A 24,081-nucleotide genomic window follows, 5' to 3' on the forward strand; every position below is an offset into this window, starting at 1 on the left:
CTGATCTGAAACGACCCGAGAGGCTGGCGTAGTAATTTTAAAGGGTATGGCTTGGAAGGAGAAACGATTATGGCAAAAACAATTATAGAGAAAATTTGGGATCAACATATTGTCTACGAAGAAGAAGGGAAACCTGATTTACTGTATATCGATCTCCATTTACTACATGAAGTAACATCACCGCAAGCATTTGAAGGCTTACGTTTAGCAAATCGTAAAGTACGTAGACCTGACCTTTGCTTTGCGACGATGGATCATAATGTTCCAACAAAAAACTTACCAACAATTAACGATCCGATTGCCAAAAAGCAAATCACGACGTTAGAGAAGAACTGTGAGGAATTTGGTGTACAATTAGCTCATATGGAACACCCTGATCAAGGGATCGTGCATATTATTGGACCAGAACTTGGATTGACACAGCCAGGTAAAACGATTGTATGTGGGGATAGTCATACTTCCACGCATGGCGCATTTGGAGCAATTGCTTTTGGTATTGGCACGAGTGAAGTGGAACACGTATTGTCCACACAAACTTTATGGCAAAGTAAACCAAAGACGATGGAAATCAAAGTGACAGGCAAACTTGGTTTTGGCGTAACAGCGAAAGATATTATTTTGGCTATTATTGCGAAATTCGGTATAGATGTTGGGACGGGCCATATCGTGGAATACACAGGGGAAGCGATCCGTTCATTATCTATGGAAGAGCGTATGACAATTTGTAATATGTCAATTGAAGCAGGAGCCAAGGCTGGTTTAATCGGGCCGGATGAAACAACAATTGAATACTTGCGCGGTCGTCGTTACGCACCTCAGGGAGAAGAATTCGATCAAGCTGCTGAGCGTTGGATTGCTTTAAATACAGATGAAGGTGCTTGTTTTGATCAAGTGTTAGAAATCAATGCAGATGAAATCGAGCCATTCGTGACGTGGGGTACCAACCCATCAATGGGTTCAGGAATTTCTGCAAGTATTCCATCCACTGCAGACTATAAATCGGAAACGGAAAAATCTGCCCTCCGTTCAGCTTTAGAGTATATGGGCTTAGAAGAAGGTATGCCATTGACATCGATAGATATCCAGCATGTCTTCATTGGTTCCTGTACGAATGCTCGTCTAAGCGATTTACAGGCAGCAGCTGATGTGATTCAAGGCAAGAAAGTACACCCTTCTGTAACGGCTATTGTCGTTCCTGGATCGCGTACTGTCAAAAAGCAAGCAGAAGAAATTGGCCTTTCTCAAATCTTCATTGATGCAGGATTTGAATGGAGAGAATCGGGATGTAGTATGTGTTTGGCGATGAATGATGACGTTGTGCCAGCGGGTGAGCGTTGTGCTTCTACGTCGAACCGAAACTTTGAGGGCCGCCAAGGTGCGGGTTCCCGTACACATTTAGTCAGCCCGTCCATGGCTGCAGCCGCTGCAATTGCTGGACACTTTGTAGATGTTCGCGAAATCAAAGCAGCTGTGCATAATTGAGGAGGGTAACCAGATGGAACCTATTAATAAAGTAGAGAGTGTACTCACTCCATTAGATAAAAATAACGTAGATACAGATCAAATCATTTCTAAAGAGTTTTTGAAACGCATCGAGCGAACTGGTTTTGGAGAATTTTTGTTCTACCACTGGCGGTTTAATGCAGATGGTACGAAAAATGAAGACTTTGTATTAAATGACCCTCGTTTTCAGGATTCCACGATTCTAGTGGCGCATGAAAACTTTGGCTGTGGTTCATCTCGTGAACATGCACCATGGGCAATTTTGGATTATGGTTTTCGTGTCGTCATCGCACCAAGCTTTGCAGATATTTTTCACAATAACTGCTTTAAGAATGGTATTCTACCAATCAAGCTAACTGTTGATGAAATAGACGAACTATTAGCTAAAGGAAAAAAAGCTCCTTACCAGCTAACAGTAAGCCTAGAAGACCAAACTGTGATAGGAGAAGATGGTAAAGAATACCGCTTTGACATCGATCCGTACTACAAAAAAATGCTGTTGAACGGTTGGGATGAAATTTCCTTAACGTTCCAGTATGAAGATCATATTGCTAATTACGAAAAACAACATGCCTAATACAGACCATCCACAGCTTTCTGGCTGTGGATGGTTTTTCAGTTTGTTTACAAACTAGTCAGTATTTCGTGGTTTTACCGGAAAGGGCGAAACGTGTGTCGGATTATGCTATAATTGTCGGAGGAATCAACATACTACTATAATGAAATGCAGTGAATGGAGTTGATGTAAAGAGATGGTGAACCAACCAAAAGTGAAAAAATTCATCATTTTTATTCCCCTTATAATCGTGCTATTGATCTGTGTTGCTTTCCCACAGCTTCACGTCAAAGCAGAGACAGTGAATCAGCGTTTTTCTGATGTGCACAATAATTTCTGGGCTAAAGATGAAGTGACACAACTAGTTGATGAAGGAATTATTAATGGATATCCTGATCTTCAGTTCAGACCGAGCGTAAGTATTATGCGTGGGCAGGCTGCTAATTTATTGGCAGGTGCATTAAAACTTCCAGACGCTCCTTATCAGCCAGTATTCAAAGATGTCAGCTCAAAATCGTCTCATTTACGAGGAGCGATGGCGACGTATCAAGAAGGAATATTTGGAGGAAAACCAGATGGCACATTCGGAACGGGTGACCAATTGACGCGGGAGCAAATGGCAAGTGTCATCGTACGTGCCTTCAAACTGGAAGACACCGGAGAAGACGTTCACTTCACGGATGATAATAAAATTAGTGAGTCCCACAAATACGGTGTTAGAGTTCTCATGCAGCATGGCATTACAACGGGTAAAGAGGATGGTTCCTTTGATCCGAAATCACCAGTCAACCGAGCGTCCTTTGTCGTGTTCTTACATAGAGCAATGGTTCAGGCAGGCATGTTGGAAGAGAAGAATTCCATTACCTTCACTGAACCAAAAACTATCGGGAAGTTTGATCCGTTTCGCTTTGATCAGCAGTTTGTGCAAGTCCCATTAAATGAAGATGATAAGACGTACTTGCGTTCCAATTACTATTTGCAACTCGTTAGTAAACGCGTACAGCCTTATGCACATGCAAAAGATCATGTATATATCTATGGAGTTAGCGGATTACAATCGGTGCGAGTGACCGTGACAAAGCGAGAGTTACCAAATGGTGACTACTTCGTGTTTACGGAACTACGAAATCCTCAACGACTGCCGATTCGTGTTGATTTAGTCCAAATCGAACAAGGAATACAGGCGAATCATCTAGAGCCTTATAGTAAATATCCAATGAAAAAAGATGTGGATGAAACGTTTGGATTTGATATTGCGACCTCTCCGATTGGTGTGTTAGAAACTGTATCGGAACAAGGGACAGGACAAGAGATGATTGCGAAATCATATCGTTCACGTGAATTGGAGATGAATTACCAGAATGGTGCATCCAGTCATACACGTGAATTACATGATGAAAAAGAAGTGTATAGTAATATCTTGATGGGGTCTACGCGTGTGTCTGTTTATGAACTATATTCACGCGGCTATGATATTGTAGATCAATGGTATTTGTCATCTAATGAAAAGTTATTCTCGAGTCAAGACCGTATGAATTCTTGGATGCATGAATCAATCATTAACTATAAAAAACGTAATAAGTGGTATACCGCAAATGGCCCTTATAATAAAATGGCAACTACGATCGAACCGATGCCTGCTTCAGGTAGAGGGTATGGTCGTAACTTATTGTTAGTCAAAGAAGATCGAGTGATGTTGTTATATAATCAGACGCAAGAGCGATATTACGAGGATCTGTTGTATAATTCATTCGCGAACTTGACGATTTTTAGAGGAAGTAAAACCTATTGGGAGACGGAAGTGACAAGTACGTATTTAAAAAACTTGTATAACTTTACGGCCCCGTTTGTAGACACCCGTTTCAATGAACAGATCGCATTATTCCTCTATAACGGTGGAAAAGCGTTTGGGCACAAAGATTATAATGAAGGTTTACGAAACTATGCGAACTTACTGGTCCAACAACACAAGAAAGGGAATGTCAGCGCATTGACTAAAAGTGCGTATTACATTCCAGACTACTTCCCAGCGAAACAACAAGTCCGTACGCATACGTCAATGAACCACTTGCTCGGTGGGATGAATATTTTATTGCTGGCGTATCAGGAATTTAAAGATCCTGTCTATTTACAGACAGCGAGTGCGATTGAGAAGGCGATCCAGTTGGAAGAGAAAAAGTGGATCCGTAGTGATGGAGACATTTGGTACAAGCGTGCACCAGATGGATCGTTTGCAGGAAGAGACTACACGCATTTGACATTAGAAGATTTAATCCATTCGTATGAAATGTGGTCAGCTATTGATAAAACGAAATTACCGGTATTTGAACGGATGATTCGTTCGAAAGCAGGCTATCTGAATACAAATAAAAAAGGATACACTATTAAAATTCGAGAAGGTCTAGAACGTATTCATATGTCCAACCTGTTACCCGCAGGTGCAGAACATACGGATGCCCTCTAGTAATACAAAATGAGCCTGCCCGAGAAGTCGTTTTCACCTGACTTTTCGAGCGGCTCTTATTTTTGTATGGATAAGAAGATTTCTGTTCATCCTAGGGCGTTTTAAGATAGGTAAAATATGCGATGAACGGCTCGTTTGGCTGGTTGTGTGGTATGTAATGCTCGGTCGGAAATCTCACCCAACTGCTCATAGAAACCACATACGCGATCATAAACCCCGCCCAACCGCTCATAGAAACCGCTCAGCGCAATCCAACTTTGGCGCGTTCCCTAATTTCTCCACGTAATCATGCAAAAAGACTGCCACTGAAAGATATATCTCTTTCAGGACAGCCTCATTTTTGCGTTATTTTATTAATGTGACTAAGTCTGAACGAATCCAACCATACGGTTCACTTGGACTTTTATAGTCAGGATTGGTGTCTGCCAACACTTTGTACCAAGTATAACCATCGGCACTATTTGTCCGATCTACAATGACTAAAGGATAGCCAAATGCTGATAAATCTCCTGGATGCTTTGCTTTATATGAAAATAGAATATTGTTGGAATTGCGCACTTCTGGGCTTGTCCGAATATTGACATCAGCAGAGCCTGTATATGAAATAAAAGCAAGTTCCGCTTGATTCGCGTCTTTGCTACCTAAATATTGATCTATCCTCCACATATGACCAGCAATCTTACTACCCCAGTATGGATCGGATGCATACTTCATATTGAATCCAACTGCTTTGTTTCCAGGCGCAGCCCCGTTTGCATAAGCACCGAATGGGTTAGCATAGTTCAAATTAATGTAGCGACCAATAAACGCATCAATACTCTTGGTAGGATTTTGATATATTTCTCCTTTATCTGGAGAAGAGTCGAATACCCGAATTCCAAAGATGTTGTTTTTGTTTTGGGCATTTGCACTCATTCCATAATCACTTTCGTGGATGGCGGTTGCTAAAATGAACATCGCATTGACATGATGTAATTCTTCTGTCGCTTTGATATACGATCCAAGTCCAATCAATTTCGATTTTTTTGTAGCATCTTTATAACGGGCAATACCTGTTTTTTCGCGTGTTTCCAATGCGGAAGTGATAAAGCGATCTAAATCTTTACCCGAATAAGAAGAAGGTTGACGGATAGATTGGAACTGGAAGTACGGATAAAACGTTACCATGGTCCGACTGCCTTGCTCTTTAAAATGAACACCGTCATTACTTGTATACGTTTGTCCCTTTTTTAGAGCAGAAGAAGCAGGTCCTACTGTATACTCTGCATAATTTCCAGTGTATCGTTTTGTCTTCGAATCAAATGTACGGTAATACGGATAATGAACAAGTAAGCCGTCATTCGTCACTTTATAATAACCGGCCCCTTCAGATAGCTGAGTTGGCACTAAGTCGACTTCGCTATGTTTTGCAGAATACGTATAGCCTCCTAAATCGACAAGTACGTGACCTTCGCTACTGCCAACATAATCCAACTCATACCCTTTTTGAACATATGTTACTTCCTTTTTTAAGGAAGAGTCGCTATATAAAGAGGTATACTGCTTTGGATTTTCCGCTGCAAACACTTGTCCAGACTTCATTTTAATAATTTTGTTGTTTTGGGAGATAGTATGCACAGAAGAGGACGCATTATAAGCTGCTAATGCATCCCCGAAATTGAAAAATATCTGACTAGTGGAATTCAGCTGACCATTTGAAATGGAACTGATTTTATATACTTCCGGATCTTCCTTATCATTTGAAGGAGAGTCAGGGTTAGGAGTAGAAGGTTTCATCTGATCAGCGACCGCGAACATTCTGAACAAAAATGCGGATGCATGTGCAATCGTTGCATTATTGGTTGGTTTAAAATAGCCTTGATCTCCGCGGATGATATTCAAGTAGGAAGCAGCAGAGACAGCCTCGACAAAGTTCGAGGAAATTTTCTTACTATCCTTGAACTGAATCGTTGTTGTTTTTACAGGAATGTCTAAGTAACGGAATGCTTTATAAATCATTCCAGCCATTTGTTGTCTAGTAATCTGCTGATTTGCTTTAAATGTTCCGTCGGGATAGCCACTTAATATACCAGCACCTGCTGCATTCTGAATTTCGATGGTACGTGAGTGGTTCGCTTTTAAATCTTTAAATGTATATTTTGTTGAAGTAGGTAACTTAAGCGAACGTGCTAAGTAGGATGCAAATTCTCCGCGTGTTACCGCGCGATCAGGATATACATTTCCTTTTGCATCTGTCTGAATGACACCTTTATTGACCCAATATGAAAGTTCCTGTTCCATTTGATGTCCTTTAAAGTCATTGGCGCTTGCAACAGAAGTGAAAAATGGAGACACTACTAATAGTAGAAGTGTAAACAGTGTGATGAATCGTTTCAAATCAAAACCCCCTCTATAAATCTTTCACCATTGTACCAGAAAATGCTAACATTAGTAAGTTGCTTTTGGCATATTAGGAGATTCGTATTTATAATAGAAGGAACTTGATTGTTAAATGAAAAATATAAAGATTGACAATGTCATAATGATGTTCAGCTATAATTCAACTGCACATATTAATCTGGTATTGAAGGGAAACTCTATATTAATTCGAAAAGATGCAACGAAAGCTTTTACCATTACGTCCAAGATAGTGATATAATGCAACAAGGAACAAGCAAGTGTAGAAAGGGATTTATAGTCTAATGAATAAATGGATACAGCGATTGGAAAAACAGTCTACGGTTACATTACTGATTGCAGTGGCAGTTATGTTGATTGCATTGCTGCTGCCATCAAAAATAGCTTTACTGGGAACAGCTTTATTTTTTGTCTTATTTTCGTTACTTCAGCCACAACAGAGCATTCTTTTTTTAGTCATTTATGTGAATATCCGACCATTCTTGATCGAAGTAAATAGTGGTCTAAAATTAATAGGTGATTTAATCATCTTTATCGTATTTGCGTGGACACTGTTTCGGTACAGACGCAATTTACGAGCTTTATTTACGTTCAAATGGTTTGAATGGTCTTATTTTGCATTCATTTTATTCGGATCGATTGTCGGGTTACTGAATGATGTAGCACCGACAGCCGTAATTTTCCAAATCCGAACTTTTCTTATTATGTATTTACTGTACTACACGATTTCTAGGATGACGTTGACGCAAAACTGGTTAACACAGTTGGCGTGGGTGACGGTTTGGACAAATATTGTCATGTCGATTCATGGTTTGATTGAAAAGTTGTCATTACGCCAATTGTTTCTTCCAGAAGAGTGGAAATACAAAGTTCTATCCGCAACGAATGCAGTACGTATTTACGGACTAGCAGGTAATCCAAATTCATTGGCGTTGTCATTGTTTTTCGGCATCATCGGTATTATTTACTTGCAGCATATATACCAAGCAAACAAATACAAATGGACGATGCGTATTCTGCTCGTATTGTTCTTAGGAATCCTCGTTCTTACGTATTCTCGAGGTACATGGATTTCCGCAATCGTCTTTGGATTTGTGTTCATCGTTATGACTAGAAAATGGTACATCCTAAAGCGTGTATTGCTTTCAGGAATCGCAGCTATTGTGCTCATTTATTATCCAGTAAACTTGGCTGTTCATTATGTGCAGAAATTAGACATGGACATCAAGCAACCGGGCCCTGGTAGTATTGGTGGGAGATTCGGTGAAACATTTGATGAGAAGAACTTAGCATTGATGACTGAAAGTGGTCGTTTCTTTTATATCCAAAAAGGATTTGAGATTTTTGGAGATCATCCAGTGACAGGAACAGGTTTCGGTTCATTCGGTGGATCTGCTACACTTTCTTATGGTTCTCCAATCTATGATCATTACGGGATTAGTTCGGATATTTATGGAGGGAAATATTTCTACTCTGACAATCAATATATTCAAGTGATAGCAGAAACAGGTGTGATCGGGGTTCTGATTTTTGCTCTATTTTTACTGAGCATGCTTTGGTTTTTCTGGAGAGCGCGCCATACTAATTTTGGTGTGTTCATGATTGCGCTATGGTTTTCAACAGGTGTCTCTGGTATGTACTATAATATTTGGGAACTGAAGATGTATACATTGTTCTATTTTATCTTGCTAGGTACTTTTGTGGCATTGAACAAACGTACAACAAACCCATCAAAAACTGCGAATGGATAACCCATTCGCAGTTTTTTTCGTTCAAACGGTACATAGTAATCTTACTATAGTTTTGGTAGACTATAGAGTGATATGGATAAGAAAGGATGGAGTTGCGTTATCAATCAAAGTAGTTTGCTGTCACGTACAAAGCGGAAAGTTGCGATTACCGCCATGTCGGCAGCCATGCTGGTTTCTTTACCACTCGGTGCATCAGCCAGCACGAAAACCGTTACTAGTTACCCAGTGTCTTCTGGTGTCAATTATTCTCAGTATACGTATTCAGGTAGTAGTTACATAAATCATTTAGCAGTTGATTTGGGAGATCCTTATACAAAATTGGCCATGGGGGTACCTTCACCTATAGCGAAAACAGCTCCCACGCTTACTCTAGCAAATCGTGATTCTAAAGAAGGAAATCGAGTTGTAGGTGCTGTCAATGCTTCGTTTTTTGATATGAAAACTGGGATGCCGATGTATTTACTTTCTCAAGGGAATGAAATCGTCAATGGCGGTGTTATTTCTAGCTCTCCTTCGTACTATGTGAGTAATCCGATTGCATTCGGTGTCACTCGTGATGGGCTCGCAGAAATCGATAATTTTAATTTAGGTATTGAGGTAGGGGCGAAAGGTAATGTCTATCAAATGACGGGAATCAATCGTGAACGTCAAGCAGATGAGACGATTATTTTCACACCGCAACATTACAAAAAGAGTACAGGTTCCAATGAATTTGGAATTGAAATCGTAGTAGAAACGAATGCACCGATTACGTCTACTCACTATGGGCAACAACTACAAGGGAAAGTCGTGAAGGTCCGTGGTTATGGAGAGAAACAGGCTATATCAATCCCATCAAATGGCTTTGTATTATCTGTTCACGGAAAGAAAGGTTTAGACCGTTTCAAATCGTTAACTGTAGGCGATGACATTTCATTAAAACTATCAATTGATGATAAATGGAAAGATTCAGAGTTCATGATGGCAAGTGGTCCGATGCTTGTCAAAGATGGTAAGCGTCATATTACAATGGACACATCCAATTGGCGGGCAACTGCAAAAACTGCGAGAACCGCAATTGCGATTAGCAAAGATAAAAAGCAAGTGCATTTGGTGACAGTTGATTCCCGTTCAGGTTACAGTAATGGGATGACATTGACTCAATTTGCAAATTATCTAGTCACTCAAGGCTATGACCGTGCATTGAATTTCGATGGCGGTGGTTCCACGACAATGGGAATCCGCAAGTATGGTAGCAATCAAGTCGTGCTGGCAAACCGGACAACGAATGCGAGTCAGCGTAATATTTCGGCAATCGTCGAAGCAATTAGTACAGCTCCTACTGGAGAAGCAGCACATGTCAGTGTGTCTCGTTCACAAATTGGTGAAATGCTTGTAGGAGCAACAGCCGACTTGAAAATTAATCATGTATTGGATGCCTATTACAATCCAATCGTACCGAATGCTTCACAATTGAAAGTCACATCTGACAAAGGAACGGTTGAAGGTACAGGTCTGACATATAAAGCAGTGAAAGCAGGAGAAGATCGAATTAATGTAAACTATGGTCTTGCAAAGCAATCATTTCCTGTAAAAGTTGTCACTGAACCAGCTAAATTAACAGTGAAATCTTCAGCGACAAGTGTAAAGCCTGGTGAAAAAATCACCTTTACCGCAACTCCCGCAGATGGGCAAGGCAAACCGATCATCTTCCAACCGAGCCAATTAACGTGGAGTGTGACGGGCGACGATATTGGATCCATTACGTCTAATGGAACGTTTACAGCTAAAAAAGCAGGAAAAGGAAAAGTAAATGCGACAATGGGTACGAAAACAATTGCTGTGCCGATAGAAGTGAAATCAAACACAAGCACAAATCCGAAACCTCCAACAGGTAATGAAAATGGAAACAGTTCAAAGCTGTTTAAGGATGTTCCTCTATCTTATGCTTACGCGAAAGAGATCTATTACTTGCGTGATCAAAGTATAATTAATGGAGACACCGATGGGAAATTTAATCCCGGTAATACCTTATCGAGAGAGCATGCGGCCGTCATTTTAAGCCGAGCGTTTAACCTATCACCTGTTAAAGATGCAGATCAAAGCTTTAGTGACGTGCCAAAAACGCATCGGTATTATAATGAAATTAGCGCGATTGCTAATGCTAATATCGTAGGCGGCTATCAAGATGGAACATTCAATCCAACTGGTCAGCTAACTCGATCACAGATGGCTATGATTCTAGTGAAAGCTTATAAATTAGAAGGTGAATCAACCAAGAAGTTTAAAGACGTATCACCTCAACATGGTGCGTATAAACAGATTCATATATTAGCAAATCACGGCATCACAACTGGAAATGAAAAGGGTGAATTTATGCCTGGTCTTCCAGTGAACCGTGCGCAATTCAGTGCTTTTCTTTATAGAAGTATGAATTTGTGAGTGTGGAATAAGGAAGCTTTCAAATCGAATGAAATCAATTTGATTTGAAAGCTTTTTTCATTTGGATACAATAAAAAAGATCTCTCTGCTATACTTGAAGCAAATGATCTAAAAAGGATGTATGGAAATTGAAAATAGGGATTGTAGGAAACTATGGAAATGACAATAACGGCGATGAAGCTATTTTACTCAGTATCATTACACAAGTTACAACGGTCTTCAAAGTTCCAAGTGATGCCATCACCGTATTCAGCAATAATCCAAAGCAAACCGCAAAACGATATCAAGTCATGAGCGCACCACTGTATTATAAAAAAGGAAATGCGGTCAAAACATTTGCCGCAACATATTTTCAAAATAAGAAAGTCGTCAAAACATTTGATCTGCTCATTATTGGGGGAGGCGGTATCTTAATGGATCTATATAAGCGAGAAGCTCCTTTGTATGGATCCTATGCTATGATGGCAAAAAATTCAGGCGTGCCATATGTTATTTACGGTTGTGGAGCCGGTCCGCTTACTAGTGATTTAGGTAAATGGTTTATTCGTTATATGAGCAAGCACGCACAAAGTATTTCGGTTCGCGATCCTGAGTCTGCAGAGTTATTGAAATCAGTAGGAGTGCGAGAACCGGTACAAGTAATAGGAGATCCAGCATTCTCATTAAAAAGAGAGCGGAATAATGTATCCACACGACCTATTAAAATTGGTGTAACAGCAGTTCCTTATTATCACGGGGGGTACTGGCCGGAGAGTAATGAAGGGATTTACCAGCAGTATATAGAAGGAATGGCGAAGAATTTAGATGCGTTAGCTGCCGCTCAGCCTATTGAGATTACGTTTTTCGCGACAAAGTTTCCTCAAGACGCGGATGTGACGAAAGATATTCAAGCGTTAATGAAAGAAACTAGCAGTATAACTGTTATCGATCGTAATTTACTGCCAGAAGATTTATTGGAAATTACAGCTTCACAAGATCTCATCATCGGTACGAGATTACATTCATTAATTTTGGCAACTTGCACGGCGACCCCTGTCATTGCGGTTTGTTACCATCACAAAGTAACGGATTTCATGAAGCTCGCTGACTTAGAACATTTGGCGGTTCCCATTGGGGAGTTGCACCAATCTGACGATCACTTGACTAGGGCGTATGAAGCATTAGCTGCGGATTGGGAGCAGACTTGTAAACAAACCCAAAATCTTTCTGCTACATTATATGAAGCAGCCATGAGTGGAACTCGTCAATTTACAGAAGCAATTAAGAAAAGCGTGTGAAACTGTCATTCGACAGTCTCATACGCTTTTTGTTGCTCTTTCAGAACCCTAACAGTGATCTAACTTCATTCAGATAGGTTTGGCTGACAGGGAGTTCGGTGCCATCTACTAAGGTAATCATTAGATTGGATGAAAAGTCTCTGGAGATTTTTTCAATGCAATTCATATTGATGATGTAGGAACGATGAATACGCAAGAAAAATCTAGGGAGTCGTAAGTGCAAGTCTTTTAGTGTAAAGCTAATGTTATATTGTTCACCAGCGGTATAAAACCATGTTTTTTTATGCAAACTTTCAATATAGGTTACTTGATCAACAGGGATAGGGAACCATTCATCTTCTTTTTTTCCCGTTAGAAATTGAAATTGATCTTTTTTTAGTACATGAAAATTGGGTGGGAGTATGATAATTAGTGCCCCTGGCTCACCTTTTACGTCAATTGGATAGCCTATTCCAAAGTAAGACATTCCATAAAGGGTATTATCCATCACGACCTCGATTTTACGGCGTTCTTTAATGGTGGCTTCCGCAATACTTCCGGTTTGTATATTCTGACCTTCTTTTAAATGAATGTCATGCATGCCTGGATCGTAATAAATATAACGATCCGCAACCGCAATAGCGATCGACGCATCCTTTGGCACCCAATCTTCTAAAATAGTTGCATATTGGTGTAATATTTTTTTTGGGATATCTATATTTTCCATAATCGACCATAATCCCCTTTGTATATAATTTCATTCCAATCTTTATCCTTTTCATCCATTCTACCATTCTTTCATCCACCGAAAAAGCCTTTTTGTCGAAATGAACTGACAATTCTGATGGACTGTTATATAGTAATCAATAACGAAGATAGCTGTTATGAAACAGTGTATAACAGTTAGCCGTTGAAAAATTGGGAAGGTGTGAAGAACATGTCAACAAGACAAGAACAAATTGCACAATTGGAAAAAAGCTGGGCTGAGGATAGCCGTTGGAAAGGAATCAAACGTAACTACACTGCTGAAGATGTAGTGAAACTACGTGGTTCACTTCTAATTCAAAATACACTAGCTGAAAAAGGTGCTGCTCGCCTTTGGAAATCTCTTCACGAAGAAGATTTCATTAATGCACTAGGTGCACTAACAGGTAACCAAGCAGTTCAACAAGTAAAAGCTGGTCTACAAGCAATCTATCTAAGCGGATGGCAAGTTGCTGCGGATGCTAACCTTGCAGGACAAATGTATCCTGACCAAAGTTTATATCCAGCAAACTCTGTACCTGCAGTTGTTAAACGCATCAACCAAGCACTTCAACGTGCTGACCAAATCGACCATGCAGAAGGCCGTGAAGACGGATTTGATTGGTTCGCACCAATCGTAGCGGATATGGAAGCTGGTTTCGGTGGTCCATTGAACGTGTTCGAATTAATGAAAGGCATGATCGAAGCTGGAGCTGCTGGCGTTCACTTGGAAGACCAATTAGCTTCTGAAAAGAAATGTGGACACTTGGGTGGTAAAGTACTTCTTCCAACTCAAAACGCAGTCCGCAACCTATCTGCTGCACGTCTAGCTGCTGACGTTCTGGGTGTTGACACAGTAATCATCGCTCGTACTGACGCGGATGCTGCGGATATGGTAACTAGCGATATCGATCCAGTAGATGCAGAATTCCTAACTGGAGAGCGTACGCCTGAAGGATTCTACAAGTCTAAACCAGGTATCAAACAAGCAATCGCACGTGGTCTTGCTTACGCTGAGTATGCTGATCTAGTATGGTGTGAAACTTCTCACCCATCACTTGAAGAGGCACAAGAATTCGCAGATGCAATCCATGCGAAATTCCCTGAAAAAATGCTTGCATATAACTGTTCACCATCATTCAACTGGAAAGCTAACTTGGATGAAGCGACGATTGAAAAGTATCAAGTTGAGCTTGGAAAAATGGGTTATAAGTTCCAGTTCGTTACACTTGCAGGTTTCCACACATTGAACCACAGCATGTTCGAATTGGCTCACGGCTACAAGACTCGCGGAATGGGCGCTTACTCAGAGCTTCAAGAAGCAGAGTTTGCAAACGAAGTAAAAGGTTATACAGCTACTCGTCACCAACGTGAAGTAGGAACAGGATACTTTGATGAAGTGGCACAAGTAATCTCTGAAGGCCAATCTTCAACAACTGCAATGGCAGGTTCTACTGAAACTGCACAGTTCTAATAGATTTACGATTCATAGATTCACCGAATGTGACTTTGGGGAGAAAGTCTCGTTCGTTTAAATAAAAGGGGTATTAATATGATAACGGGGTCACCTCATCTTCCAGTAGATGACGTGAAAGGAGGAGGGGAATTGGATGAAAATCCAATTTCCTTCTCTTTGTTAGTTTGAAACATTCTGAAATTTTGATATGATAGTAGTATGAAAATTTGACTATTAGGAGGAGCTATATGATGAGGAATCAAGAAATGTTGCTAATTCCAGGACCGACCCCTGTAATGGATTCAATTTATGATGCCATGGCAAGTGAGACACGATCTCATACTGATCCGCGTTTTGTGAAAATTTACAAGCATACAATTGAGCAAACTAGACAAGTCTTTAATACCGATGGAGAAGTTTTTGTCGTGGCGGGGTCAGGAACGATTGCGATGGAGATGGCCATTGTCAACACGATAGCAGAAGGGGAAAGGCTGCTTGTTGTGAGCCATGGATACTTTGGAGATCGTTTTATTAAATTAGGACAAGCTTTTGGAATCCAAGTGGACGTATTACAGGCAGAATGGGGTCAGCAAGTATCACCCGAAGATATCGACCGTAAACTTGCTGAGGGAACATATAAAGCAGTGACTGTCACACATGCAGATACATCTACAGGGGTGGCTACTGATTTGGAAGCAGTAGTACCGGTGATTAAGAAGCATGGAGCATTGGTCATCGTGGATGGTGTATGTGCTTCTACAGCGATGGATGAAGACATGAGCAAGGAGTATGGAGGACCTGGTAATACGCTTGATATCGTTTTAACTGGTTCGCAAAAAGCCATTGGTGTGCCTCCGGGACTTGCACTGATTGCGTTCAACCAAACTGCGCTCGACGCACGTGCTGCTATGGAAAGAGTTCCTGCTTATTATTGTGACATTTACAACTGGATCCCGATCATGCAGGATCCTTCAAAATATTTTGCGACGCCTGCAGTGAATCTGATCTATGCACTGGAAGAGGGATTACGCATCGTATTGGATGAAGGAATCGAATCGCGAATTGGACGACATCAAGCATTTGGCCGTGCGGTACGCCAAAGTCTTGCGGTTTATGGCATGAAAGCGTTGGCATCAGAGGAAGTTGCGGCGCCGACATTAAGCTGTATTCTGTATCCAGAAGGCGTAGATGATGCAACGTTCCGAGCGGCAATGGCAGACAAAGGTACGATACTCTCTGGTTCACTTGCTCACCTGGCAGGCAAAGCGTTCCGCATCGGGCATATGGGCAATTCAACAGCAGAAATGCTAGAGAAGGCAGTTGTTCAAATTGGTGAAACATTAAATGAAATGGGGCTTCAAGTGGATGTTTCAAAAGCGGTGGAAGTATTCTCTAGTGAAATCAAACAGGTAACCGTATAACGAGAAGAGGCTGTTCTGAACGTCAAATTTGACATTTGAACTGCATCCCTTCTAATAATCAGAAAGTAATATCGTAATGAAAGAGTAAAACCGAGCGAAACTTTCATCGCACCTCTCCAAATCTTATCTGGACCGAACCAAACTATGACCTAACCAAGCGTAAAACAATTAGACTGCGCCAATCTTTTTAAATACATCTTTTCAAATCAACACCAGGCAAGGAGAAGTGGAGTGCACTTTTCCTTGCCTGGTGTTTTTAGTTATTCTGCTTTTTTCACTTGCTTTGTATTGTAGATAAAGTTCGAAATCAGCTTAGCTGTCTGCTGGCGTGTAGTTGAGGCAGTTGGCATATAGTTGCCTTTGTTGCCATCTGCAATGTCTAATTCAGCCATCATTGCAATCGCATCTTTCGCTTCCTTACCGTAGTCACCTAGATCATCGAACGCGTTGACTGACGTAGGGACATATGGTTTGCCTGTATAGTTTTCATACGCACGCTTGAGCATCTGTGCGAATTGAGCACGCGTCACAGATTCATTTGGCTTGAATTCATCGCCATAGCCTTTGACGATTTTATGTGCATAAGCAGTTGAAATTTCATTCGTTGTATCCGCCGCATAGTCTTTCAAGTCTTTGAAAGGTACAGTGGCTGAAGTATCGATAGGTAACTCCAATGCTCTTACGATGAATGAAGTAGCTTGTGCTCTTGTCAGCTTATCGCCAGGTTTGAATGTATTGGTCGCTGTACTTAGCAAATCACGGAAATATAAATCAGAAATATATGGGTACGCCCAGCTTTGAGTTTTTACATCAGTAAATGGTACTTGGGCTAAAATACGTCCTTCGATTCCTTTTTCAACAGATTTCAGAGATTTTAAGTGATCAGCAAAGTTTTCCCAATCAGAGAAGCCAGGCTCACTGACACGGCCTGCTTCATAGGCCTTACCTAGTGCTTCAAAGCCATCGCCACCACGCGCAGTAAAGACGTTTGTAGCCGCTTTATACATTTGACTATCTACCACTTCTTTTCCATCAACATGTAAGGATACAATTCGGCTGCCTACTGGTTTAGAAGGATCAAAGAGGAACTTCATACCGGCAACATGCAAGAAGCCACCAGATTCCTTTGGATACTCTTTTACTGCATGTTCAAATGTGGATTTTAATTCAGCACCGCTCAATTCCACGATGGCTAACGGATTACCGAATGGCAACACAGTCAAAACTTCACCATACGTGACTTCTCCTTTATCAATCGATGCGCGGATACCTCCACCGTTTTGGAATGCGATGGAAACGTCAGGATCTATTTCTTTTGCTTTTGCAAGCATACCATCCGTAATTAGGTTTCCTAGATTCGTCTCGCCGGCACGAACACCGCCTAAATTACGTAAACCGTTTAGGAATACTTTAGAAGTTGCTCCCACCGGGCTTGCCATACGGGCTTCGACTTGTGCAGTGTAAGGAGCAAGGATTTCAGCTGCACCTTCATCTCGTTCAGCACCTTCACCGTCAACTTGGTGAAGTTGTCCATTGAAGTTTGTGATCACACCGTCTGAATTAAACTCCACATCCAGTTGTCCTAAAAACTTATTGTATTCATTTGCTTGTACAATAACGACGGGATTCGTATCGGCATTCACTACGACTGGTTCAGGGAGCTTCGAATGTGTATGTCCACCGACAATAATATCGATCTCCGGAACTGCTTTGGCTAATTCCTGATCGTTATCAATCGCTTTATTGTCATCATATCCAATATGTGTAATCGCAATAATCTTGTTGATGCCAGCTTCTTCAAATGCAGAGACTGCTTCTTTTGCTTCTGTAATATAATTCGTAAAAGTGACTTTGTCAGGACTAGAAATAGCTGCAGTTTCTTCGGTAGTCAAACCAAAAATGCCGATTTTCTCTCCATTTACTTCTTTAATAATACCATTATATATTTTTCCGTTTTCAGGCTTGTCTGTAATCGCTTTTGTTTGTAGTCCTTCAAACAATTCATCTGCTGAAAAATCAACATTAGTAGAGACGATAGGGAAGTTGGCAGCTTGTACCATTTTAGCGAGAGAAGCGTGACCGTTTTCAGAGCGTCCCAAGTCGAATTCATGGTTTCCAAACGTCATGGCGTCATATCCCAGATAATTCATGATTTTCATGTCTACTTCGCCTTCAAATTCATTGAAGTACAAAGTTCCTGAAAATACATCACCAGCATCCAATAATAAGTTGGCGGGATGTTGTTCTTTTAACTTTTTTACTAGAGCAGCGCGTTCAGGTGCATTTGCCACATGGGCATGTGTGTCATTCGAGTGAAGGACTGTTAAGGAGAAATTCTTACCGGGAGTCTCAGCAGATGCAATCGTCGGAGTAATCGAAGCTGCTGATAAAAGAAGAGCGGAAGCTGTACTCCATTTAATAAAATTCTTCGCCATTACACATTACCACCTCTCATTTTTTGAAAATACTAAAATTGCAATTACTATACATAGTTTATCATTAAGCTAGATAGAGAGCAATGTGAAGTCGTAAATGAAAGAAACGAACAGGGTTTACACACTGAACCATCTAAAAACCCCTCTCAAGACAACCGCTTGAGAGGGGAGAGAATATTACTGCTTATTATAATACTGGTAAATACCTTGATAGATTGCATCTGCATATATATCAGCATATTTATCACTTGTCAGTTTCTTATAGTCATCCGCATTCGACAAGAAGCCTAATTCTACAAGCACCGCGGCAACATTGTTGTTGCGGATTACATAAAAACGTTCATTCTTCACTCCGCGATCGACCATATTTGCTTTCTGTACAATGTTACGCTGGATGAAAGTTGCCAAGTCGCGACTTTCTGTGCCATTTGGATTGGTAGAAGAATCATAGAATACTTCTGTACCTTTTGCAGAAGAACCTGCTGAATTCACATGAATCGATACAAATGTTTCGGCATAATTTTTCTTCGCAAACTCTGTACGTTGCTCTAAAGATAAGTATTTATCCGAAGAACGAGTTGCCAAAACTTTTGCACCTGCGTTTTTCAACTTAGCTTCTAATTTCTGTGCAACTTTCAATGTGATGGCTTTTTCTGTTTGACCATTTTTACTGGTACCTGGATCATAACCACCGTGGCCTGCATCAACTACGATAATACGATCACGCAACGGATTTCCAGTTTGATTGAGTAATTTCAAATAAGACTTGTGCACGTAGCCTGTTGTACTGCCGTAACGAATTTTTGCCCAGTAACCAGAAACGGAAACAACTTCTACTTTCTGACCTGTCTTTAACTTATCAATTGTTGGAGCACTTGAATTACCTGCTGAACGTACATTTAAACTATTCACTGTTACTTTCCCCATTAGCTTTGCAGAAGGGGATGGATCTGGCTTAACATCCGGTTTAGGTGCTTCAGGCTTACTTTCAAGATTGCTAGTTGTAAAGCTTTCATGAATATAACCTTCAACACCTGCAAGATTTACTTTCAACCACACGCCTGTGCTTCCAACGACTTCGACTACAGTACCGTTAGGCAATGCATCAATAATTGTGGAAGTAGCAGAAGGTTTGGAACGTACATTTAATGGATCCTTGTCGTTACCTGTATCTACCTTTACGTAACTGACACTAGATTGTTGATCAGGTACTTTAACCTTTAGCGCAAACTGCTTGTCTAACGCGCGTGCAACAAATAATGCGAACTGTGAACGAGTCAGTTTATTATTCGGTAAAAATTTCTTGTTGTCGCCTTGGGTAATACCTGCATAATAAAGACCATTAATACGAGGTGCATATTTATGGTTTACAACATCTGTTAACACTAATGGTTTTTGAGTCGTTACTTTCTCTGTTAGATTGAATGCAACGGATAGCGCATAGGCCATTTCGTCTCGTTTGATTTCTTCGTTTGGTTTGAAGCTGCTACCATCTTTAATATCGAAAAACCCTTTTTGAATGGCGATATTAGCATATTTGTACTGTTCACTGCTACGGTCTAAGCCGTTAATCTCCATATTCGTTAAAGGAACTTTCTCATTTCCTGTCGCAATGACGAGCATTTTTGCGACATGTGCGCGTTTTAAATTGTCTTTCGGATTGAACTTGACAGATTTATTTACAATACCTTTTTCTGCTATGTAATGGACTTCCTTGTAATATTCACGATCGGCGGGTACGTCGGAAAACTTGAAGCTAGCCAATGACTGAAGAGGTGATAGGACTAAGATGGTAAGAAGCAACAGACCTGTTGTTGCCCATTTGAACTGATTCATGAAATCCTCCTTAAATATAATAGATTGATAGGTTCAGTGTAACAGCGTTGAAAAACGATTACTAGATATTTTTGACAGTATTCGTAAAATCGTAACTTTAAGCATGGAAATTCGTCATAATTATACAAAACCGAATGTCCCTGTAGAACATTCGGTGGCTTAGTTAATTATTGATGCGATCAATAAACTTGTTCAATTGTGCAACGGTTACTTTATCTTCTAAACCGAACGTTCCATCTCCATAGCCAGTGGTAATATTATGGTGATAGAGAATGTTAATATATTCAGTTGCCCAATGACCGGCAGGAACATCTTTAAAATTCGCTTGAGCAGATCCTTTTAAATCGAAAGCTTGTACTAATACTTTTGCCATCTGTGCACGAGTCAATTCGTTGTTTGGTTTGAAATAACCTTGATCACCCGAAAAGATATTGGCTTCGGCAACTGCCGCAATTGCCGCATAGTTAGGATTCGATTCATCAACATCTTTAAATGTAACATTGACAGTTGTTTGATCTAGTTGTAACGTGTTCGCAATTTCTTTTGCAACTTCTGCACGGCTTGCGTATACAATTTCTTTTACAGGGACTACTGCAGCAACTTTTTTCTCTTCATCGAAACTAGCTACACGGCGTGCACCGATATAACGACTTCCCCAGTAGTAAGGGTCATTAAGTGAAGAGACCATGACACCTTTACTGACAGAAGCGTGAATAAAATTATCGGATCCTGTGTAGACACCTACATGTGATACACCGCGTCCCGTCGTATTGAAGAAAACTAGATCTCCAACTTCTAAATCACTTTTTGAAACAGAAGTTCCTGTTGAATATTGCTGTCCAGTTGTACGTGGTAGCGAAATGCCTTCTTGGTTAAATACATATTTAGTATATCCTGAGCAATCAAAGCCGTATGGGGTTGTCCCTCCATATGAGTAAGGTGTTCCTAAATAATTACGTGCTGAGCTAATTAGTGACGTTGGTGAGTTTGCGGAAGCAAATTCTGGTGCAAGTGAAAAAAATAGTAGACTTGCCATGACCAGAGACAATAGACGTTTCATGCTGTTCTCAAATTCCCCTTTCGCACAATCAACTGTTGTGCTTTGTAATCTAGGAATATATTAGCACGGATAAACACGATTTTTGTTACATTTACATTACAAGAGGATTACATATGATAGTTTAGTTGAAATGTTAGTAGAAAATACTACGTACGGTTGATAAAATATAGAATAAACAGAAAAATCAGTCGTTTATTAATGTGACTTTGTAACCACTTATATTGTGGTATAATCATTCAACGAATAAAAGAGCTAGCATCCGATAAAACGGAAAGCTATAAAGGATGAGAATTAGTGACTAAAGTAGTAATATTTAGCAATATGTATCCTTCTACAGAGCATCCTACGTATGGGATTTTCGTGAAAAATCAAGTGGAATTACTAAAGAACAATGGGATGGATGTAGAAGTCATCGCAATACATGAGCCTGGAAAAGGCCCAATTGAAAAAATAGCCAAATATCTCTCGTGGGGCACTCAATCCCTTGCCTATCTAATCAGACGAAAAAAATCGATTCGTATCACCCATGCTCATTATGCTTTTCCTACTGGTATCATCTCGTTCCTGGGCAAGAAATTATTTAATATTCCTTACATAGTGACTGTTCATGGTGGAGACCTCGATAAGATGGCGAAAAAGAGCAAACGAATTGCTGGCTTCACGAAAAGGATTTTGGAAGAAGCAGCCTATATTATTACGGTCGGTGAAAAGTTAAAAAGTGATGTTATCCAAGATTACGGTATTTCTCCTCAAAAAGTAGAAGTAATGAGTATGGGAGTTGACACAAGTGTCTTCAAACCGATGGGGCAGGAAGAAGTCCGCCTTCTATTGAATGTTCCATTAAATGAACAAGTATTAATATATGTTGGGAATGTGATCGAAGCAAAAGGGTTACTAGAGTTGGTGGATGCCTACTACCGATTAAAGAAGAGCTATGATGATCTTCTTCTATATATAGTAGGATCTCAAAAAGATCAACGTTTTGTGGATGTGTTAAAAGAGAAGATCACAAATGAGGGTGACGAAGGTATTTCATTCAGGGAGCCAGTTAGCCAGACAGAGCTTGCGAAGTGGATGTCCGCTGCAGATGTATTAGTGTTACCGTCCTATCATGAAGGGTTCGGTTTGGTGGCATTGGAAGCATTGTCATCCGGCGCAAAAGTAGTTGCAACGAATGTAGGAGGACTACCTTATCTATTGAAAGACGGTGCAGGAGTCTTAGTAGAACCGCGTGATGTAGAGTCATTGGCAAACGGTTTGGAGAACGCACTGGCGAATGAGGTGACAAGAACCCAACAAGAAGCCATACAGCAAGTCGTCCAGCAACATTCTTATGAATTGATCGTCAAAAGACTGGATGACATTTATGAGCGGAATGGAAAGGGAACTTTTAAATGAATAAATTATTCAAGATTATTGGTGCGGTCGCGATCATTAATATTGTGGCTAGACTGTTTGGCCTTGGACGGGAAGTGGCGATTGGGGTTCAATATGGGACATCAGCCGCTGCCGATGCCATTGTTACAGCGTATACGATTCCAAATTTTATCTACTTGGTACTCGGTGGAGCGTTGACGACGGCTTTCATATCGGTTTATCATTCATCTAAGATGGATAAGGAGTTATACGTTAGAAAAGCTTTCACTACGGTTATGGTGTCTGCTACGTTGGTCACGCTGTTGATTATTATATTAACCAATCCGATTTTACATTGGTTTTTTAAAGATTTGAGTGACGAAGATTACGCGTTGACGAGAAATCTATTTCTATGGATGATGCCTTCTTCCATTGTCTTGGTCATGTCGACTTGGATGAGCGGGCTATTGAATATCAATGATCGGTTTCAGTTATCCAGTCTCGCAATTCTTTTGTACAATGCATCGTTCGTTGCTGTAGGTGTGTTGTTGACAAAATGGCTCGGACCTGAGTCATATGGAGTCGGAGCAATGGTTAGTGCGCTGTTAATGGGTGTTTTCTTGTATTGGGGTATCAAACGCGCAGACTTGTCATCATTGAAACCATCATTTGGTATGACGACAGATATTAAAAAACTGTGGTGGCTGGCGCTTCCTATTTTATTTGGCGGGGCCTCCTTGCAATTTTACTATATTATTCACCGAATTGCGGCCGCTGGACTGGAGACAGGTGCGATTTCTTCTATTAACTATGCATCGAAATTAACGGGCTTTCCGCAAGCGATTTTGATGACAGCTGTGACGACAGTGATTTATCCGATGCTCGCAAAAAAAGAAGGCGAGGGCGATACGAAAACGGTCAAGATGCTCTATAGGAAAGGCATGCTCTATCTTGTAGCACTCTTGGTTCCCGCTACTGTGTTTTGCTACTTTTTAGCGGAACCATTGATTCGGCTTGTGTTCGGATACAGACAATTTGGCGAAGAAGCCATTATGTTAACAGTACCTGTATTCAAAGTATTTGCGTTATCAATATTCTTTTTAGCAGCAAATACATATGTAACCCGATTTTATTACGCTAAAGGGAATTCTATCATGCCGATCATATTCAGCCTGATCAGCGTATTCGGGATCAATATTTGGATTATTTTTGCCTTTGTCGATCAAATCGGTGCCCAGGCCATCGCTTACGGAACTGTAATCAGTGCGGCAGTAAACTTTTTGTTACTGGCAGGCTATGCCCGGTTTAAGTGGAAATTATAAGATGAATAAAAGAGCTTCCTTCCCGATTAAACTGTACCCTATAAGATGGACACTTTGAAAAAGTCCCTCTTATAGGGTATTTTTGTTTATACATGAAAAATGA

The 24,081-nt window shown here is 40.5% G+C and carries 15 protein-coding genes; 10 read left to right on the forward strand and 5 right to left on the reverse strand.

Annotated elements, in window-relative coordinates; translation table 11 throughout:
* The first annotated feature begins 69 nt into the window (after positions 1-69).
* The 3 genes from leuC to GD002_RS01580 all read left to right on the forward strand — a co-directional run bounded on the left by leuC (position 70) and on the right by GD002_RS01580 (position 4,523).
* Positions 70-1,482, forward strand: a complete 1,413-nt coding sequence (gene leuC, locus GD002_RS01570) for a 3-isopropylmalate dehydratase large subunit (RefSeq protein WP_153730558.1) — start codon at positions 70-72, stop codon at positions 1,480-1,482.
* A 13-nt stretch (positions 1,483-1,495) separates the two neighbouring features.
* A complete protein-coding gene (gene leuD, locus GD002_RS01575) occupies positions 1,496-2,080 on the forward strand; it encodes a 3-isopropylmalate dehydratase small subunit (RefSeq protein WP_153730559.1) in 585 nt (194 codons plus the stop codon).
* 175 nt (positions 2,081-2,255) lie between these two features.
* On the forward strand, positions 2,256-4,523 hold the full coding sequence (locus tag GD002_RS01580; RefSeq protein ID WP_153730560.1) for an S-layer homology domain-containing protein: 2,268 nt from the start codon (positions 2,256-2,258) through the stop codon (positions 4,521-4,523).
* Positions 4,524-4,868: 345 nt separating this feature from the next.
* Here GD002_RS01580 and GD002_RS01585 read toward each other — a convergent pair whose 3' ends face one another.
* A complete protein-coding gene (locus GD002_RS01585; RefSeq protein ID WP_228548247.1) occupies positions 4,869-6,899 on the reverse strand; it encodes an S-layer homology domain-containing protein in 2,031 nt (676 codons plus the stop codon).
* A gap of 305 nt (positions 6,900-7,204) precedes the next feature.
* Here GD002_RS01585 and GD002_RS01590 point away from each other — a divergent pair, with 305 nt between their 5' ends.
* From GD002_RS01590 to GD002_RS01600, 3 genes are all read left to right on the forward strand, one after another.
* Positions 7,205-8,671 carry an O-antigen ligase family protein gene (locus GD002_RS01590; protein ID WP_153730561.1) on the forward strand — a complete coding sequence of 489 codons (1,467 nt, stop codon included), beginning with the start codon at positions 7,205-7,207 and terminating at the stop codon, positions 8,669-8,671.
* A gap of 72 nt (positions 8,672-8,743) precedes the next feature.
* Positions 8,744-11,092 carry an S-layer homology domain-containing protein gene (locus GD002_RS01595; protein WP_153730562.1) on the forward strand — a complete coding sequence of 783 codons (2,349 nt, stop codon included), beginning with the start codon at positions 8,744-8,746 and terminating at the stop codon, positions 11,090-11,092.
* A 128-nt stretch (positions 11,093-11,220) separates the two neighbouring features.
* Entirely contained in the window at positions 11,221-12,369 is a 1,149-nt protein-coding gene (locus tag GD002_RS01600; protein WP_153730563.1) for a polysaccharide pyruvyl transferase family protein, read from the forward strand.
* Positions 12,370-12,409: 40 nt separating this feature from the next.
* Here the strand turns inward: GD002_RS01600 and GD002_RS01605 are convergent, their stop codons facing one another.
* The gene (locus GD002_RS01605; protein WP_153730564.1) at positions 12,410-13,075 is read right to left on the reverse strand and encodes a LytTR family DNA-binding domain-containing protein; all 666 of its coding nucleotides are present in this window, start codon (positions 13,073-13,075) and stop codon (positions 12,410-12,412) included.
* A gap of 210 nt (positions 13,076-13,285) precedes the next feature.
* Here GD002_RS01605 and aceA point away from each other — a divergent pair, with 210 nt between their 5' ends.
* Both aceA and GD002_RS01615 read left to right on the forward strand, forming a co-directional pair.
* Positions 13,286-14,566 carry an isocitrate lyase gene (gene aceA, locus GD002_RS01610; RefSeq protein WP_153730565.1) on the forward strand — a complete coding sequence of 427 codons (1,281 nt, stop codon included), beginning with the start codon at positions 13,286-13,288 and terminating at the stop codon, positions 14,564-14,566.
* A 233-nt stretch (positions 14,567-14,799) separates the two neighbouring features.
* Positions 14,800-15,969 carry a pyridoxal-phosphate-dependent aminotransferase family protein gene (locus GD002_RS01615; RefSeq protein WP_153730566.1) on the forward strand — a complete coding sequence of 390 codons (1,170 nt, stop codon included), beginning with the start codon at positions 14,800-14,802 and terminating at the stop codon, positions 15,967-15,969.
* 260 nt (positions 15,970-16,229) lie between these two features.
* Here the strand turns inward: GD002_RS01615 and GD002_RS01620 are convergent, their stop codons facing one another.
* From GD002_RS01620 to GD002_RS01630, 3 genes are all read right to left on the reverse strand, one after another.
* Complete coding sequence (locus GD002_RS01620; protein WP_153730567.1) at positions 16,230-18,404, reverse strand: 5'-nucleotidase C-terminal domain-containing protein; 2,175 nt, start codon at positions 18,402-18,404, stop codon at positions 16,230-16,232.
* A 177-nt stretch (positions 18,405-18,581) separates the two neighbouring features.
* A complete protein-coding gene (locus tag GD002_RS01625) occupies positions 18,582-20,240 on the reverse strand; it encodes an N-acetylmuramoyl-L-alanine amidase (RefSeq protein ID WP_153730568.1) in 1,659 nt (552 codons plus the stop codon).
* A gap of 163 nt (positions 20,241-20,403) precedes the next feature.
* Positions 20,404-21,300, reverse strand: a complete 897-nt coding sequence (locus GD002_RS01630) for a C40 family peptidase (RefSeq protein ID WP_153730569.1) — start codon at positions 21,298-21,300, stop codon at positions 20,404-20,406.
* Between the two features lie 294 nt (positions 21,301-21,594).
* On the opposite strand from GD002_RS01630, the gene GD002_RS01635 reads away from it, so the two are divergent.
* Both GD002_RS01635 and murJ read left to right on the forward strand, forming a co-directional pair.
* Positions 21,595-22,698 carry a glycosyltransferase gene (locus GD002_RS01635; protein WP_153730570.1) on the forward strand — a complete coding sequence of 368 codons (1,104 nt, stop codon included), beginning with the start codon at positions 21,595-21,597 and terminating at the stop codon, positions 22,696-22,698.
* The gene (murJ, locus tag GD002_RS01640) at positions 22,695-23,978 is read left to right on the forward strand and encodes a murein biosynthesis integral membrane protein MurJ (RefSeq protein WP_153730571.1); all 1,284 of its coding nucleotides are present in this window, start codon (positions 22,695-22,697) and stop codon (positions 23,976-23,978) included. Before GD002_RS01635 ends, murJ begins: the two co-directional genes overlap by 4 nt.
* The last annotated feature ends 103 nt before the right edge of the window (positions 23,979-24,081 follow it).

Origin of the sequence: Sporosarcina obsidiansis, from assembly GCF_009651005.1 — a bacterium.
Taxonomy (GTDB): domain Bacteria; phylum Bacillota; class Bacilli; order Bacillales_A; family Planococcaceae; genus Sporosarcina; species Sporosarcina obsidiansis.

Bases quoted from the DNA above. Each gene is read 5' to 3' on its own strand.
- GD002_RS01590 (WP_153730561.1), top strand. From the start codon at position 7,205: ATGAATAAATGGATACAGCGATTGGAAAAACAGTCTACGGTTACATTA.
- GD002_RS01630 (WP_153730569.1), bottom strand. From the start codon at position 21,300: ATGAAACGTCTATTGTCTCTGGTCATGGCAAGTCTACTATTTTTTTCA.
- GD002_RS01605 (WP_153730564.1), bottom strand. From the start codon at position 13,075: ATGGAAAATATAGATATCCCAAAAAAAATATTACACCAATATGCAACT.
- leuC (WP_153730558.1), top strand. From the start codon at position 70: ATGGCAAAAACAATTATAGAGAAAATTTGGGATCAACATATTGTCTAC.
- GD002_RS01580 (WP_153730560.1), top strand. From the start codon at position 2,256: ATGGTGAACCAACCAAAAGTGAAAAAATTCATCATTTTTATTCCCCTT.
- GD002_RS01595 (WP_153730562.1), top strand. From the start codon at position 8,744: ATGGATAAGAAAGGATGGAGTTGCGTTATCAATCAAAGTAGTTTGCTG.
- leuD (WP_153730559.1), top strand. From the start codon at position 1,496: ATGGAACCTATTAATAAAGTAGAGAGTGTACTCACTCCATTAGATAAA.
- murJ (WP_153730571.1), top strand. From the start codon at position 22,695: ATGAATAAATTATTCAAGATTATTGGTGCGGTCGCGATCATTAATATT.
- GD002_RS01615 (WP_153730566.1), top strand. From the start codon at position 14,800: ATGAGGAATCAAGAAATGTTGCTAATTCCAGGACCGACCCCTGTAATG.
- aceA (WP_153730565.1), top strand. From the start codon at position 13,286: ATGTCAACAAGACAAGAACAAATTGCACAATTGGAAAAAAGCTGGGCT.
- GD002_RS01625 (WP_153730568.1), bottom strand. From the start codon at position 20,240: ATGAATCAGTTCAAATGGGCAACAACAGGTCTGTTGCTTCTTACCATC.
- GD002_RS01620 (WP_153730567.1), bottom strand. From the start codon at position 18,404: ATGGCGAAGAATTTTATTAAATGGAGTACAGCTTCCGCTCTTCTTTTA.